General features: G+C 29.8%; 14 protein-coding genes and 2 tRNA genes. 7 read left to right on the top strand and 9 right to left on the bottom strand.

All coding sequences use genetic code 11. From position 1 onward, the window contains the following. Positions 1-124 precede the first annotated feature (124 nt). Entirely contained in the window at positions 125-337 is a 213-nt protein-coding gene (locus J5E45_RS12210) for a TM2 domain-containing protein (protein ID WP_029379120.1), read from the top strand. A 670-nt stretch (positions 338-1007) separates the two neighbouring features. Here J5E45_RS12210 and isaB read toward each other — a convergent pair. Continuing rightward, entirely contained in the window at positions 1008-1499 is a 492-nt protein-coding gene (gene isaB, locus J5E45_RS12205) for an immunodominant staphylococcal antigen IsaB family protein (RefSeq protein WP_208182272.1), read from the bottom strand. 1662 nt (positions 1500-3161) lie between these two features. On the opposite strand from isaB, the gene ldmS reads away from it, so the two are divergent. Then, a complete protein-coding gene (gene ldmS / locus J5E45_RS12200) occupies positions 3162-4361 on the top strand; it encodes an L-aspartate--L-methionine ligase LdmS (protein WP_069792981.1) in 1200 nt (399 codons plus the stop codon). 612 nt (positions 4362-4973) lie between these two features. Here the strand turns inward: ldmS and J5E45_RS12195 are convergent. The 3 genes from J5E45_RS12195 to J5E45_RS12185 all read right to left on the bottom strand — a co-directional run bounded on the left by J5E45_RS12195 (position 4974) and on the right by J5E45_RS12185 (position 5856). Next, positions 4974-5062, bottom strand: a tRNA-Ser gene (locus J5E45_RS12195). Between the two features lie 2 nt (positions 5063-5064). Then, positions 5065-5139 (bottom strand) — tRNA-Asn (locus tag J5E45_RS12190). 153 nt (positions 5140-5292) lie between these two features. Further along, entirely contained in the window at positions 5293-5856 is a 564-nt protein-coding gene (locus J5E45_RS12185) for a competence protein ComK (protein ID WP_039067715.1), read from the bottom strand. A 252-nt stretch (positions 5857-6108) separates the two neighbouring features. On the opposite strand from J5E45_RS12185, the gene J5E45_RS12180 reads away from it, so the two are divergent. After that, a complete protein-coding gene (locus J5E45_RS12180; RefSeq protein WP_017722274.1) occupies positions 6109-6327 on the top strand; it encodes an IDEAL domain-containing protein in 219 nt (72 codons plus the stop codon). Positions 6328-6427: 100 nt separating this feature from the next. Here the strand turns inward: J5E45_RS12180 and J5E45_RS12175 are convergent, their stop codons facing one another. Then, on the bottom strand, positions 6428-7414 hold the full coding sequence (locus J5E45_RS12175; protein ID WP_069792982.1) for a lipoate--protein ligase: 987 nt from the start codon (positions 7412-7414) through the stop codon (positions 6428-6430). 199 nt (positions 7415-7613) lie between these two features. Here J5E45_RS12175 and J5E45_RS12170 point away from each other — a divergent pair, with 199 nt between their 5' ends. Together J5E45_RS12170 and J5E45_RS12165 are read left to right on the top strand one after the other, a co-directional pair. Further along, positions 7614-7799 carry a YkvS family protein gene (locus J5E45_RS12170; protein ID WP_002483735.1) on the top strand — a complete coding sequence of 62 codons (186 nt, stop codon included), beginning with the start codon at positions 7614-7616 and terminating at the stop codon, positions 7797-7799. A 5-nt stretch (positions 7800-7804) separates the two neighbouring features. Next, on the top strand, positions 7805-8407 hold the full coding sequence (locus J5E45_RS12165; protein WP_039067718.1) for a CPBP family glutamic-type intramembrane protease: 603 nt from the start codon (positions 7805-7807) through the stop codon (positions 8405-8407). Between the two features lie 48 nt (positions 8408-8455). On the opposite strand, the gene J5E45_RS12160 is transcribed toward J5E45_RS12165, so the two are convergent. The 4 genes from J5E45_RS12160 to J5E45_RS12145 form a co-directional block, all read right to left on the bottom strand. Continuing rightward, positions 8456-9964 carry a bifunctional metallophosphatase/5'-nucleotidase gene (locus J5E45_RS12160; RefSeq protein WP_039067719.1) on the bottom strand — a complete coding sequence of 503 codons (1509 nt, stop codon included), beginning with the start codon at positions 9962-9964 and terminating at the stop codon, positions 8456-8458. A 428-nt stretch (positions 9965-10392) separates the two neighbouring features. Continuing rightward, entirely contained in the window at positions 10393-11751 is a 1359-nt protein-coding gene (locus J5E45_RS12155) for a TrkH family potassium uptake protein (protein ID WP_039067720.1), read from the bottom strand. An 18-nt stretch (positions 11752-11769) separates the two neighbouring features. Beyond that, positions 11770-13551, bottom strand: a complete 1782-nt coding sequence (locus J5E45_RS12150; protein WP_039067736.1) for a S1C family serine protease — start codon at positions 13549-13551, stop codon at positions 11770-11772. A 584-nt stretch (positions 13552-14135) separates the two neighbouring features. Then, positions 14136-14759: a flavodoxin family protein gene (locus J5E45_RS12145; protein ID WP_039067721.1), complete on the bottom strand. Its 624-nt coding sequence runs from the start codon at positions 14757-14759 to the stop codon at positions 14136-14138. Between the two features lie 403 nt (positions 14760-15162). On the opposite strand from J5E45_RS12145, the gene J5E45_RS12140 reads away from it, so the two are divergent. Together J5E45_RS12140 and J5E45_RS12135 are read left to right on the top strand one after the other, a co-directional pair. Then, positions 15163-15489 carry a four-helix bundle copper-binding protein gene (locus J5E45_RS12140; protein WP_039067722.1) on the top strand — a complete coding sequence of 109 codons (327 nt, stop codon included), beginning with the start codon at positions 15163-15165 and terminating at the stop codon, positions 15487-15489. A 142-nt stretch (positions 15490-15631) separates the two neighbouring features. Beyond that, positions 15632-15904, top strand: coding sequence for a hypothetical protein (locus tag J5E45_RS12135; protein ID WP_039067724.1), 273 nt, complete (start codon positions 15632-15634; stop codon positions 15902-15904). Positions 15905-15979 lie beyond the last annotated feature (75 nt).

Raw genomic sequence — 15979 nt, 5'->3', positions numbered from 1 at the left:
GGAAATTTCGAAGTAATCACCAAACTTCATCTAATTTTTATAGCAACAGTAGTTTTCTATTGTTGTATATCTTCATTTAAGCGATAATTAAAATAAGAACTTAAACATGAAAGGATATGAACATATGAAAGTAAACAAAGTAATCTATGTTGTACTCGCATTTATATTGGGTTGGTGCGGTATCCATAAATTTTACTCTAATCAACTTTTACAAGGAATTATCCATCTCATTTTCTTCTGGACGGGAATTCCATATATTATAGCAATAATTAGTGGAATTATTACTATTTTCTTTCATAAAGCAGATGAAGATGGCTTAATTACTTTTGAAAAATAAAACGCGTTATCGAAAATTACTTATAAATTTCTAAAACCATCTATATTTCATTCGAAAAAGGGTAAAGAAAGTATAATCCAATTTAAAATTTTTGAATTGTAACTTAGGAGGTTTGAAATGAAAAATATAATCAAACGTGTGTTTAGAGCATTAGCTGTAGGTTATATAGTTAGAGCAATAAGAAATCTAATTAGTAAAAAATAAAATCATAATGTCACTAAATAAAAAAAGATGGGACAAAATATCATCAAAAGCGAAATCACTATGTATGATTCTAAATAGCTTTTGTTGTATTAATCTAATCCCCATCTAAAATAAACTTTATTTGAGTTGAAAGTCGACTAAAGAACGTTACACGCATTTAAAGAGGGAGCGAGATTTTGAATAATATCTCGCTCCCTTCTTTAATTTATATATCGTTCTTATCAGTTAATTGTAAATCCCCAATGTAAACGTTTAAGACCTTACTTTTTACATAAAAAGCTCCCCTATCTGCAGTTTACTTTTTAATTTGAAGTAACTACCTTTAGAGGAGACTAATATTTATATAAATCTTATATGACATATACTAAAACATGTTTTCACTTAGTTAAAATGATTCTCTATTAGCGTCTCGTTTTATTTATTGAAGAAGCTTAATCTATTAAGTAAAGTACCAATAGAATAGTTTTTAACTATTAATTTGCGCTCTATACACGTGTACTTTATCTACAAAAAATTGAACAGTTTTATTGCCTATTTTATATTTATAAACTTTACCTACGGCAGATTCAACTGGTTTCTCTACTGGTTGTCCATAAACGTTTATTAATTTTTGTGGCGTTATAGTACGTCCGTCTAAATTAAATGCAACTTGATCCGCTTTATGATTACTCACTTTATAAAAAATTTGATCTTTTACAACAAGCTCTTTAGCTGGCGCTGACTTATTGCTAGTAAGTTTATAACCGTTAATCTTCACATTATCGTATTTTAATGCAGTTTTAAAGTTCTTATCTAACACAAAATTACTACTAGCAGCTGTATAACCATTATAATTATACCATGGCGTTTGTGCCGCTTCTGCTTGATTCTCTGCGCCTTCTCCATTTACTACATTAACTCCTAAAACAGTCCCAAAAACAATACTACTTGCCAAAACAATTTTTGATAATTTCTTCATTTCAAAGTTACCTCCTAGGTTTTTATTTTGAATCTCTAACTTACGTTTTTATATTACATTAATGTTACAAATATTACAACTATTTTTATAAAGTTTTCCGCAATATTTTAATATAGAAAATATAAGTCTTTTAACTAAATGTTTGAACCGTCTTTATTTAAATATTCTAAAATTTAAGAATTCGTTAATATTAATTTCATAAAACTTTAGTACAACTCACCAATAAAGAGAATAGATAAGATTGTTATGATTACAAGGGCGTAAATGCCATTATTTTTATCACCAAAGCCATCGTCGATGCTACACTTATGCATCAAGCCTAATCAGCTTTCTTAGTTTCAGCGAGACCGAATCAGAGACCAAACTATTTTCCTTCTTAAATTTATTATAATAACAACTTTGATTGAAAGATAATCACCTAAATTTATAAAAAAACAAACCGAAAAACTATTTTATTAGCTCTTGGTTTGTTTTATTTCTGTAATATTAAGTAATGTTTTTGTAATTTTGTTCATCACTTAACGGATATATGTAGATGTCTGAAGTCCACTTGGTACAGGTTATCATATTAATTTTAATTACTACATTAGGGAATCTCCTTATTTTTAAACAAATAGATTACTCTATAATTTTGTCTAACCTCTTAAGTCTAATACTTTAACTCTAAGGTCTCATCTTAATATAGGCTATTTTTAATAATTAAATTAAGCAAGTCACTCAATATATTTAAAAGAATTAATAATACATTCGAAGAATCAAAAACCATCCCGAAGGATGGCTGTGAAAAGATACTTTGAGGTGGTTAAGGGGGACCACTATATATACCATAGCATTAATATGATAGTTCTAATATTAGTACATTCCCTTAACTTTTTAACAAACACTGAATTAGATTCACCAAAACTAAAGCACCACTAAATTAATTCTTAATTTAACGAGAATTATTTTCTGTCGCAAATAGAGGTATTCTTTACGACCTATATATAACAGTATAGTTTAACGTTTATTAACTACTTGTTGACTAAATTTTTAAATTTGAATTACTTCTAAAAAACCCCTCTATCATCAAAGGTCGAAGAACCTAAAATAATAGAGGAGCTTGGGAAATGTGATTGAGAATAAGATTCGGGAGTGCAATTATAGTATTCCACTTCAAATTATTTTTAAACACAAAATTTATATTTATTTTATATAAATTATCGTTACTATCTTAATATCTATATTTATCTAGTACATATTGATTTGTTTTTCTGTATAAATGTCCAAGAATAACTTAGAATTTTTGTCTTATTATAAAAACATAATAATTATAGAAAGTTTTTCTCTTTAAATAAGAATCAAATAATCTAATTATTCTTATCCTCTTAAGTTAAATTTATAACCAATTATTTTATCTAAAAAGAATTTAAACTAACAATGTTTCATATCTCTATTATTAAGGTAAAGTGGTATATCCTTCTTAGTATATAAACATCTTAAAACGTAAATTTTTTAAACCAGTAAATTAAATTTTTCTCTTTCTTCAACATTTCCAAACCTTTTCATATTTTATATCATACGCATATCCAATTTCATATAAAACATCCCGGATATACTCATTCACTTTGAATTTCTTCAATAAAGATTAACATATATCAAATTATAAATATAAGGAGGTTTATAATGGAAAACCTACAAAACAAACAACCTATTTTAACGCTTAATGACCTTTATGCATCAAATGTTATTTATACTTCTAGACCTTCTTATGGTTCTAACCCATGGTTGGAACTTGAAGAACATCAATGCAATTTTTCAACAGGTAGAGAATTAATCATATCTGGGCAAACACCTATATTAGTACATGCAGCATGCGTAACAAATAAATTATCATTACTTTTTAAAACTGTTGGAATAAAAATACCTAGTAATATCTGGAAATTTGAAAATCAAACCACTTATGAAAAATTAATAAAAAAATTAGCTCATGAATATGGTAAAAAAATTCATTTTCAATATGCCCATGAACCGGAAGTTTTAAAAAATAAACATTATGCATTAGATAAAGAAACTCTTATTGCCTTAAACAATAAATCACGTCTTGCTGAATGGACTGGTTATAAATATTTGCCTAAAAGAGAGGTTGTCACGGTTGCCGAATTTGAAAATTCTGTTTCTAATTGGTCATTTCCTTTTGTAATAAAACCAGCGGGTGATTTACCCACAGCTGGCGGTTATGGCGTGATGATTTGTTATAACAACGAAGATTTAAAAAACGCTAAACAAAAAATTTCAAAAGCAAGTCATATGACTAATTCACTCATTATTGAACAAAAAATAGAAGCTGTAAATAATTATTCTGTACAATATGTATATTCAGAAAAAGAAGGAATAAGGTATTTGGGTGCCACTGAACAATTGACAGATCAATATGGGCATTATAAAGGTAATCATAATGTCCAAAAAGTTCCTCTCTCAGTTATACAAGCAGGTAAAGAAATAATGGAAATTGGAGTGAAAAATGGTTATTTCGGTATTGCTGGATTTGATTTATTGGTTGATAAGAAAAATAATATATTTGCAATTGATTTAAATTTTCGACAAAATGGTTCAACAAGTATGTTGCTTTTAGATCCATTTTTACATGATGGCTATCATAAATTTTATAATTATATTTCTCCCTGTGACAACGAAAAATTTTTTAACATAATATTAAAATATATCCAAAAAGGCTTGTTATTTCCTATTGCTTATTATGATGGAAATTGGTTTAACAATGAGAGCGTTAAATCAAGGTTTTGTGGAGTATGGCATGGCAGTAATAAAGATTATATCGAACGTATTGAAGAAGAATTTTCAAAAGAAATTTATGATAATAAATAAAAAAGCAAGTTGACCTTAGCGTTGCAAACTCAAAAAATTTAAGTTTTGTCTTACTGCTTTTGGACTAGTATTTATGTATTTATGTATTTATAGCGTTTTTCAATTTATTATATCTTTACAGTTTCTTTCAAATTAACTTTATTCAATCCAGTTTGATTATCTACGTATATTGTTTATGAGTACTTTTCTATTTTGCGCATGTAACCTTCTTAGGTTTAAAATTATCGCAGAATTATATTTTGTAATCTTCTTAACTATGAAACGACCAAAAAATTAAAAGTATTTTAAAACAAAAATACCGAAACCCTATTATTTCAAGAGTTTCGGTATGTAAGAACACTTTATAAAAACTAATTTACGGAAACTGTGGATGTTTATTCTTATTTATTAGATGAAACAGCCAAAGCCGAAAATGATAAGGCTATACAAGCGTTAGAAAGCATAGAAACTAATGCCAATGCGTTGGCGTAATCTTGTAAAAATTATATTAATATTGGCGTTTCGTTGGCTTAAAAATTCATTTACGACACTAACCAAACTTATCCAGATATAATAAAAACCCGTTAAATCAACGTTTTGCTCACGTCAACTTAACGGGGATTATCTAATTTACGGAAACGGAGGGATTCGAACCCTCGCGCCGCTCTCGCGACCTACACCCTTAGCAGGGGCGCCTCTTCAGCCAACTTGAGTACGTTTCCAATGGCTCCACAGGTAGGACTCGAACCTACGACCGATCGGTTAACAGCCGATAGCTCTACCACTGAGCTACTGTGGAATAATTAATGCCTTTAATCAAGCACAAATACTATTATATCAACTATCTTTTATTTTTCAAGAGGTATGTAAAAAAAATATGCGGAATATTTACACTAAATTAATATAATATTCCACATATGCCTTTTTTACATTTTTTATTTGCTGATTTTCACTATTTTGGTTCAAATAATGAATATTTTGCTAATGCTTCATATATATTTAATTGCGGTTTAGTATAATCAATTGGTGAATCAGGGTCAAATGTAGCGACTCTAGCTGCCCTATCCATCATATAATAATAGTATATACCATTTAAATATTGGTGATGCATACTATGAGCTGAAATATTAGCTACGATGCTTTGATTGTCTACAAAAGTAACCTTACATTTCCTTTCTTTAAGTGGTCTAATATTATGGACATAATGGATGTTGATCCAAGTATTATCTGCTTTACGATCAGAGTGTGTGGGGAAGAAATATGTGGGAAATAGTGGAGTGAATAAAATTGGCGGCTTACTACTTATACCAGTGATACGCATGGTATCTTCCTTTTTAAACACATAACTGCTACCATAAAATCTACAGGAACGGTCGATAATCTTAGCTACGCGTTCTTTAATGATTTGACTATCGGCCTTATACCTTAATAAGTAGCTACCTTCATATTGTCCAGTTGCTAAATTACATGGCTGCAAAACCATATCACCTTTTTTAATAATATATGGTTGAATCATTGTTGTTACCTCCTTTATAAGTTTTGGTGATAATCAAATAATATATCATTAACATCTTAAAATCAATATATATTATAAATACTTTTATAGATTTCCTGCAATTAATTTTCAGTGTAAAGTCTTTTTCGATTTCTTATTTTTAGTAAACTTGCAATTAACACTATTTTTTCGGAAAAGTCAGAATATTCATTGATTTAAAAATTAAAACCTTGTATACTATATGTAAATAAAGATAGAGAGGTTGTGACGTTTATGAAACACAATACACATGTAAAATACAATACATTAGAATCATTTGTATCAACAATTAATGACTTAGGTATTGAACTAATCATCGATGAATCTTTACGTAATGTCCGCAAGCAACAGTTGGAACAGCTTATCGATAATGCACTTAAAAATAAAAACGAGAATGATTTCAAACGTTATACAGAAGAATACAGAAACTTGGAGGAATTTCTCGTTGGCTAATTTAACTTCTTGTTATTTAAAATAAGGTCTATTCCCTACTTATCAATTAAGTTAGTGAATAGACCTTTTTACATTTCCAAAATAACATTTATTTAAAATTTTATGACATAAGCCTTATCAATTCATGTCTATCGATGTCTCCAAAATAATGATAAATATCATAATTTGAAAGTGCTTCTTCAATACTATCAAATTCATGTAGTGTGCCTTCCAACGCATTTTCTAATTCCGTAATATCCCCTTCACCGAAGAAATCACCGAAAATTTTTGCATGTTCAATGCGTCCTTTTTTCACATCTAATTTAATCTGCACAAAACCTTTTTCAAATTTTTCTTCTCTTTCAAAATTATATTTAGGATTTCTACCATAATTCCATTCCCAAGTACGATATTTTTCATTGCTTAACTTTTCTATTTTTTCCCAATCTTTATCCGTAAGTTTATATTCTTCTACTTGAGTTTCTCCAAAAATAGTTTTTAGAATTATTTCTTTAAATTTATCTATATCTATAGGCTCATCTAAGAATTCAGAAATATTCGCAACTCTACTTCTTACAGATTTAATACCTTTAGATTTAATTTTTGCTGGATTCACTCTTAAAGCATTCTGAACTTCATCAAGTTCACTATTCAACATTAAAGTACCATGGCTAAACATGCGATCTTTTACTTTTACCATAGCATTTCCTGATATTTTAGCTTCACCAACTTGAATATCATTTCTTCCGCTTAATTTTGCATCAACCCCAAGCGATTTCAATGCTTCAACAATTGGTTCAGTAAATTTTTGGAAATTATGGAAACTATTACCATCATCATCTGTAATAAAACTAAAGTTTAAATTACCTGTATCATGGTAGACTGCGCCCCCGCCAGATATACGTCTTACAACATCAATACCTTGTTCATCAATATATGATTGGTTCACTTCTTCAATAGTATTTTGGTTTTTCCCAATTATGATGGATGGTCTATTTATATAAAATAAAAAATAACTATCATCTTTTGGCATGTTTTTTAATACATACTCCTCCATTGCTAAATTAAGCGTTGGATCTGTAATATTATTATTACTAATAAACTTCATTTACTGCACTCCTTTTTCATATTATATACCCTTACCTTATTTATGCTATATTTTCACAAAAATTGCCAATCATTCACTTTGAGAATAAAGTAAAATTTATAAATTGTCTTATATCAAGCAATTTAATGGTTATTTGTTTATTTGTATGCTGATTTTTTGTATAATACTATCTAGTTAGCATTTCTAGGGAGGACTAAAAATGACTGTTGCAGAAGTTGGAAATATCGTAGAATTTTATGACGGCTTAAAAGGTCGAGTAGAAAAAATTAATGACAACTCAGTAATTGTTGATTTAACAATTATGGAGAACTTCGAAGAACTAGACTTGCCTGAAAAGACTGTCATTAATCATAAACGGTATACAATCGTTGAACAAGAAGGATAGTTAAAATGAATAGACTTTCTAAGGCATTAATATGGTTTATCGTTAGCTTTCTTGCATTTCACGCTATCTTATATGTTATGTGGGGTGAAAAACAAGAATACTGGTACCTCTATACCGGTATTATGTTAATCGCAGGCGTTAGTTATGTTTTTTATCAAAGAGATATCGAATCCAAACGGCTATTGACATCTTTAGGTATAGGAATCATTACAGGTATAGTATTAATCATTATTCAGCTTATTATCGCTGCTATAGCTACTGATATTAAGTATGCTGAATTAATTAAAGAACTGACACGTACAGGTGTGTATTATAAATGGCAAATGTTAGTTACATTAGTTTTTGTAATACCTTGTCACGAGTTATATATGCGTACGGTATTACAAAAGGAATTGCTTAAATTAAAATTACCTAGTTGGTTAGGTATTATAATTACAGCCTTTTGTTCAGCTTCTTTATTTTATTACCTAGATAATTTGTGGATTGTGTTCTTTGTATTTGTTGTACAAATCGTACTTTCATTAAGTTATTTTTATACACGTCGAATTGCCACAACGGTTATTGCACAAATTGTAGCTGTTGTAATTCTATTAATATTTAACGCATAAACTTTAAAAAGCTGGGAGACTCATTCTAAAATGAATCTCCCAGTTTTTTTATATTATGACTTCAAATGTTTGTTTTTGCTGAATTTGATATTCTTGATTTTTCAAATTACGCGAAATTAATTCTACCATAGTGATTTCACCGGTTTCATGGATGACAGCATCTTCTAAATATTGTCTATAATTTCTATAACAGTAATCTGTCATACTTACACGATACATATGATCTAGTCTAATATTATTTAGTGTAACGCGGTTAAATGGCTTTTTATTCATATCTATAATGTAATCTATACCTTGCCAGAACGTACATAATGTTTCATCTACAATAGTTAGACTAAGCTCCCCTTGGCTAAATTCAATATGACCATAACAATATTCTAAAATATCTTTAATTTGTTGACCTTTAATTGTTAAATCAATTGGTATGTCAGGATGGGGATGTGCGTTATATAGTTCCTCATTCGTAATGGTGCCTGACAATCCCTTTTCACCACTTATAGGTAAATGAATACACGAAATATCGTAGTCGTATGCTAATCGTATACTGTCATGTAATAGCTGTGTAAACTTATGAGGTTTAGTGATAACATCCGTCAATCCTCCAACTTTAGCATCAATATCTGTGGTAGTTAAAACTTCTTTACTCCAATGTTCAACTGTTTTCCTATCATAAAAAGTTAAATCTAATAAATCTTCATCTTCTTGATACTCGTTCAAATCAATAATTTGGGATTGAATATCTTCTAATTCATATGAAGTGGTGCGTTTTTTAAAATCAATTTTCACATGAATTAACTGTTCGGCATTTTGCCCTGCTTGAACATAAACTGTTTTATCATTTCGTCCTATAAATGTTTGGTGTTGATGTCCAGTAATCAATAAATCTATAACACCCAATGTCTGCATTAATTTTTCCGCTTCATTTACGTTTTGTTCATGTTCATTTGCTGACTTATTTAACTGATTGAGACCACCGTGATAAATTACTATAAGAAATTCTGGTTTTTCTGTTTCATGTATAAAACGAATCCAACGTTTAGAAGATAATAAAGTCTTTTCAATTTGAACATCTTTTTCCATTTCAAAGTGTTCTCTTTCCATTAATCCATCAGAGGTCAAACCTACTATAGCAATTTTCACACCTTCAATTTCTTTAATTGTATATGGTGTAGAAAAATAAGGCTCACGTGTACGCTTATATTCAATATTTGCCGATAACCATGGAAATCTAGATAGCGACACTGCTCTTGAAAAGAATGACAAACCAAATTTAAATTCATTGGGACTAATACCACTTGCATCATATTGCATCGCATTCATCAATTTTATCATTGGATGACGTTTATATGGTGCAACTATAGCATAATAGAATGCTGCTAAAGAACCTGCTAAACTACCGCCACTATCTAATAGAATGACATGGTCGTTTTCTTCTCTCACCTTTTTAACATAAGTACCAGCTCTATAAATATTTGAGCTGTAATCTCCATTAAGAAAATAACTATGCATATCTGAAGTTGTGATAACGTCTATTGCAATCTTTTCACTTTTTTTCATATGCCTCTCTCCTCATTAACCACAGTTTAACATGTTTTGAAAAGACCATGATACTAAAATACCATTTTTATAACTTCAAATAGTTTATTTTCAACTGTGGGATTTTATTTTTTAAAAGACCTTATTTCCATATCAAATACTAATCTCATTTCAGTATTAAATATTCAAAATCTTAATTAAAGTATGAAAGACTAACTTAATAAATTGAGAGTGATAGTTTTGTTCACTTGAGATTTTGCTCATGTGTAAGAGTCACTAACTCAATAAATTGAGAGTGATGTTTCGTTCACCTGAGATTTTGCTCATGTGTAAGAGTCACTAACTCAATAAATTGAGAGTGACTCTTTAAAAAAAAGCCCGAAGCATATATCTATGCCCCGGACTCTCATACTAATGACTATTATATTACGCTATTTATCACACTACCATTAACCAATCTGTACGCGCTCTTTTGGATAATGATATTTATCTGGTTCGCGTCGTCCACCAATCATTATGATGAAACTAATTAATCCAACTCGACCAATAAACATCAATATCATAAGTGCCATTTTTGACATATCATTAACATCACCTGTTACGCCTAAAGATAAGCCACAAGTACCAAATGCTGACATTACTTCGAAAAATGCTTGTAGAAATGTTATTTTTCCATTCTCTACAACAAGTATAAATATCATACTTGCAAAGGTTATAATACCAGCCATCGTAAATACAGCAAATGAACGTTGAACATCTGTAGTATGTATTTCACGATTAAATGCTTTAATAGATAATTTTTCGGTATTATTACTAAAGTTAAATAGGAATAGGATTAAAATAGCGAACGTAGTTGTTCTAATCCCTCCGCCCACTGAACTTGGAGATGATCCTATGAACATCAAAATGCTCATAATTACATTAGTGCCTTCACCAAAATGGCTTACGTCAATGGTCTGCAATCCAGCACTTCTGGTCGTTGCAGATTGGAATAGTGCATAAAACAACGACTTATGCCAACTCATATTTTGAAATGCATGATTATATTCTAACAATAAAATTATAATCACACCGAACACAAATAAAACTAAATATGTCACGGTTGTAATTTTCGCAAATAATGAAAATCTAAAATTAGGGATTCTATTTTTAATATAAGCCTTCACTTCAATCAAAACTGGAAAACCAATTGAACCTAAAATAATTAAAAACATTACAATCGTTTGTACAAAGTAATCATTTGCATACGGTATTAATGATTGACCCGTTATATCCAAACCACCATTTGTCGTGGCAGATACTGCAACGAAGAATCCTTGCATAATCGCATATTGTAAATCTGGCGTATCTCTATAGAAATAAAAAGCTAAAAGAGCTGCTCCCACAACTTCAATAATTAAAATTGTACGAACAATATCTAAAATGAGTTTAACAGTACCACTCATAGTATCTTTGTTATTATCCAACATAATCAATTGGCGTTCGCGCATACCAATATGTTTACCTAATACAACCCATAACATGGTGCCTATTGCCATTACGCCAATACCACCAATATTAAGTATAATCATGATAATGATTTGTCCAAATGTTGTATAAGTTTCAACTATATTTATTGGAGAAAGACCTGTAACACTTACACCCGAAACAGCAACAAATAGTGAATCTATTGGATCTACATTTATACCTGATTTATGAACAAAGGGTAGATTCAGCAATAAAAACGCTACAATAATTGCTATAATATAATACATCACAATACCTTGTTGAGGGCTTGATTTTTTAAATAATTGATTGAAAATGGACAACGTTTATTCACCCCAACGCTACTTCAATTTAATATTAATATCCTGTACTTTTCCATCTCTATATACTTTAGCAGTTAGTGTCTTTAAATCATCTTTATGACTAAATATGATTTGTCTATATCTGAGGTTATCTTCTACTTCTTTATCATCTAATTCTACTATTACATCATTTTTTTGCAACCCAGATTTTTCTCCAATTGAATCTGATTTGACTTCTCCAACTAATACACCATTGTTTACATCATCAGGCAATTTGATAGATTGTCTGGTCGCATTATCAATGTCTGCAATATTAGCAAGCTCTACGCCTGTATTAGGATATATTACTTCACCTTTAGCTTCAAGTTGTTTTGCAATAGATTCTGCATCATTGACTGGGATTGCAAAGGCGATTCCTTCAACATTATCCATGTCGATTTTCAATGATGCAATTCCTACTAATTTACCGTTCTTATCGATAACGCCGCCACCAGAATTACCCGGGTTTACAGGCGCATCCATCTGAAATGCGCTCATCAACACATCAAACTTATCATCTTTATCAATATCTACTGGTACATGGCGGTTTAATCCTGAAACAATACCTTCTGAGACACTGCCTTTAAAATCAACACCTAAAGGATTACCTACAACAATGATAGGTTCACCTAGTACTAAAGTACTTGAATCTCCCATTTTAATTGCTTTTACATCACTATTAGATTTCACTTTCGCTTTGATGACCGCAATATCTGAAAATTTATCTGCGCCAATTACTTTACCTATTGAACTGTCATTGTTACCGTATGTAATCTTTTGTTCTTTTTTATCACCAACAACATGTGCGTTCGTCATAATAAAAATAGAGTCGCCTACTTTTTTGTAGACGACACCTGAACCTAATTCATTTTCTTTACCTGCTTCTTGTGTCTCTTTCTCTGCAGATGATGAATCGTTACTTGTATCATTTTCTACTGTTACAACTGAATGAACTGCACTATTTGCACTTTTCATTGTAGCAGTGTAAGTTTTGTCTTTATCACTATTGTTTTGAAATACATGATCCCTTGTATTTCCATTATTATCTACATTACTAAATATTGCTTGAATTAGGATAAGCAATAATATAACTGCAATGACGATTAAAACCTGTGCCCATTGTTCTATGAAAAAGTACTTAACTCTGTCCATAAATGACTGCGGTCGACCATCATTTTGTTGTGAAGCCATTTTTCTTTGGTGTTTTGATTCATTACTTGTTCCAATACTATTTAGTGTTTTACTTTCATTTTCATCTTCTATATAGTCATTTACACGCGATTGTTGCGCTTCTTCAGAATAAAAATGATCGTCATGTATATTTTTCGGTTCATCTTTTCTTTCTGAGTGACTATGTTTTGCTTCTTTATTATGTTGTCCTTTATCGTTCTGATAATCTGTAGTTGATGCAAGAGGTTCATTTAAATTTGTTTCGGGCGTTTTTTCTGATTCAACTGCAGCCTTTGTTTCTTTCTGCTGGCTATCTTTAGGTGTTTCATTAATTTGATTTTGGTCACTCATCTTACCATTGTTACGTTCTTTCATAACTTGTTGTTGCTGTTGAATCTCTTCTTGAGTCAATTTCTCAATACGTGCTTTTCTCAAATTTTCTTTCACACGTTCTTCATTATTTTTGGCTAATTCTTCGGCTTTTTCAGCGCGTTGTTTTCTTGCTTTACGCTCAAGTTGTACACGTTGTTCCCGCTCTTCATTATGAAAATACTCACGTCTTTTACGGCCGTATTTTTCTTTTGGGATTACATGTTTTTTATTATCTTTCACCATAATTCCCCCTAAAACTACATGTTTCTTTAATTTCTATTATGACATATCACATAAAATATTTCTGCTTTATTTTTATTTTATTGCTATATATATAAATGATTATAAGCACTTTCAGCATATATTTCTATCTCTAACATTATTTTTTCCATTTTTAAAGCTATAAAAGCTAGTAAGAGCGTTGCTTTTTAGCGTATCTACAAAGAAAATTTCAATCTTCTCTCTATTGTTCAGACTCGCTATTAAATTAGTTTGGGAAAATAAGTCTCTTAGTATTATTAAAATGCAATAGTTTATATAAGGAATTTTACTGCATAAAAAAAGACGAAATAGAAATCATATTTTTCTAAAAATGATTTCATGATTTCGCCCCACTAACTACGGATAAAAAATTGTTCAAACTAGTGATTATTTTTGATCATTCTATAAATTATTCATCCTAACTAACGTCCACATTTCTATACTTTTGTTATAAGAGAATTATAAACATAATTAACATTATTTTAGCTATATTTTTCATCTTCGTTTGTTTATCTAGTACCTCATCACTATTGCATTATAAAGCATTTTATAAATTTATTTTTCTAATTATTTAATTGATTCCCTTCATTTGGTATTGGGTTTTTATTAAACATTCTTGCTAAATGTATAGTATTGTACGCTAACAACTCTACATGTTTTTTCGTAAATTCATTTTCATAATTAATATCCATATACGAAGGCCCAGGGCCAGCTTCGCCCACCCAATATGCATCGACATTAGGAGGTATAGTAAAACCAATATGAGATAATGAATACAATATTGAAGTTGCAGCATGTTTTGCACCATCCTCATTACCTGTCACTACAGCGCCCCCAACTTTATTATAAAAAATTGATTGCCCCTGGTCATTCGTTATACTACTACTACCGTACAATCTTTCTATAGCAAGCGTAGCAATGCTACTTTTTTCTCCTAACCATAGAGGCGTGCCTATAATTAAAATATCGGCATTGATAATTTTATCTAATATTTGTGGCCATTCATCCCCTTTGCCCATATCATCAGCAATTCCGTATGAAATATTATAATCACTCAATCTAAGAATTTCAGCGTTTACGTTTTCTTTTTTATAAATTTCAATAACTTCGTTAACTAAAGCTTCAGTATTAGACCCCTCATCTCCATGTTTCAAAGAACCATTTAAAATAATTGCATTTAATTTCATCACATACACTCCTTCTAGTAATATCATTTACCCTATAATTGTAAATTTACTACTTAAATTATAAAGTAAATAGTTTTAATTAAATTTCTGTGAATATAAGACGATATACGAAAAATAGTATGTATATGTTGATAATATAAATATAATATTCTCAAAGACATTTATGTATTAAAGAAGTGCGTCTTGTATTTTATTATATTACCTACTAGAAAGAGAGGCTCAGTAATATTTAAGAATTTTAGTCTCTAATATTTAACTTCCTAATATATTAATATCTATATTTTATTACCTTAAATTTGGTTAATTTTAAACAGTTCTTGTAGTATTTATCAAAAACAGTTTGAGTATGAAAATTATAGGGAAATTATTATATAGAATAATTTAATTAATTGGAGGTTTTATTATGTCTTATGAAAAAAATAGATTGTTAATCCAAACATTACGTGAATGTGTTGAAGCATGTAACTACTGTTTCCAAGCCTGTTTGAAAGAAGAAAATGTAAAAATGATGGTTGAATGTATCCGATTAGACCGTGAATGTGCTGATATGTGTGCTTTTCTAGAACGCGAATTAACAATAGATTCATCATTTGCACACGATTTGGCAGAAATATGTTCCAAGATTTGTGAAGCATGTGGAAATGAATGCCAAAAACATGAGCACGATCATTGCCAAAAATGTGCAGAATCTTGTTTCAAGTGCGCAAAAGCTTGTAAAGATATCGCTTAAAACATAACTATTCGAAGAATAATATTTTGCCAAAGTAGGCTATCTAGGTATAATATATTTTCGATTATTCTATTTTCCTAATAACCTATATTTAAAAAATTATCAACAAAATTTGAAAGTGCTTTATTACTGGAGGGATTAAATGGATTTTATTATCATAATATTAATAGGTTTAATCGTTGGAGTGACATTTTCATTCTGGTTAACTAACAATAAAATTACTAGCCTTATTATTAGCACGCTTTCATCATTAATTGGCGCATTTATTGGCGTAACAATGTTAAATTCTTCAGGTAAGACATTGTCAAATTCAACAGGGTTATTCTTTATAATTCCAACGTTTGTCGGTTCTGTGTGCCTCACTTTATTAATTTTATTTATTATTAAAACAAGTAAAGATATTGTGAAAAATTAAACCAATTTAATTAATATATCACTTAGGCAGTGTATTAATTTTATTTATAGCCATATTAAATTGTTATAATTTATT

This window comes from Staphylococcus shinii, assembly GCF_017583065.1.
Lineage (GTDB): Bacteria > Bacillota > Bacilli > Staphylococcales > Staphylococcaceae > Staphylococcus > Staphylococcus shinii.
Note: the sequence above shows the minus strand (reverse complement) of the source record. Positions and strands in the feature narration are given on the sequence as shown.

Coding starts and splice junctions, on each gene's coding strand:
- J5E45_RS12140 (WP_039067722.1), top strand. CDS start 15,163: ATGTCTTATGAAAAAAATAGATTGTTAATCCAAACATTACGTGAATGT.
- ldmS (WP_069792981.1), top strand. CDS start 3,162: ATGGAAAACCTACAAAACAAACAACCTATTTTAACGCTTAATGACCTT.
- J5E45_RS12165 (WP_039067718.1), top strand. CDS start 7,805: ATGAATAGACTTTCTAAGGCATTAATATGGTTTATCGTTAGCTTTCTT.
- J5E45_RS12160 (WP_039067719.1), bottom strand. CDS start 9,964: ATGAAAAAAAGTGAAAAGATTGCAATAGACGTTATCACAACTTCAGAT.
- J5E45_RS12170 (WP_002483735.1), top strand. CDS start 7,614: ATGACTGTTGCAGAAGTTGGAAATATCGTAGAATTTTATGACGGCTTA.
- J5E45_RS12185 (WP_039067715.1), bottom strand. CDS start 5,856: ATGATTCAACCATATATTATTAAAAAAGGTGATATGGTTTTGCAGCCA.
- isaB (WP_208182272.1), bottom strand. CDS start 1,499: ATGAAGAAATTATCAAAAATTGTTTTGGCAAGTAGTATTGTTTTTGGG.
- J5E45_RS12180 (WP_017722274.1), top strand. CDS start 6,109: ATGAAACACAATACACATGTAAAATACAATACATTAGAATCATTTGTA.
- J5E45_RS12210 (WP_029379120.1), top strand. CDS start 125: ATGAAAGTAAACAAAGTAATCTATGTTGTACTCGCATTTATATTGGGT.
- J5E45_RS12135 (WP_039067724.1), top strand. CDS start 15,632: ATGGATTTTATTATCATAATATTAATAGGTTTAATCGTTGGAGTGACA.
- J5E45_RS12145 (WP_039067721.1), bottom strand. CDS start 14,759: ATGAAATTAAATGCAATTATTTTAAATGGTTCTTTGAAACATGGAGAT.
- J5E45_RS12175 (WP_069792982.1), bottom strand. CDS start 7,414: ATGAAGTTTATTAGTAATAATAATATTACAGATCCAACGCTTAATTTA.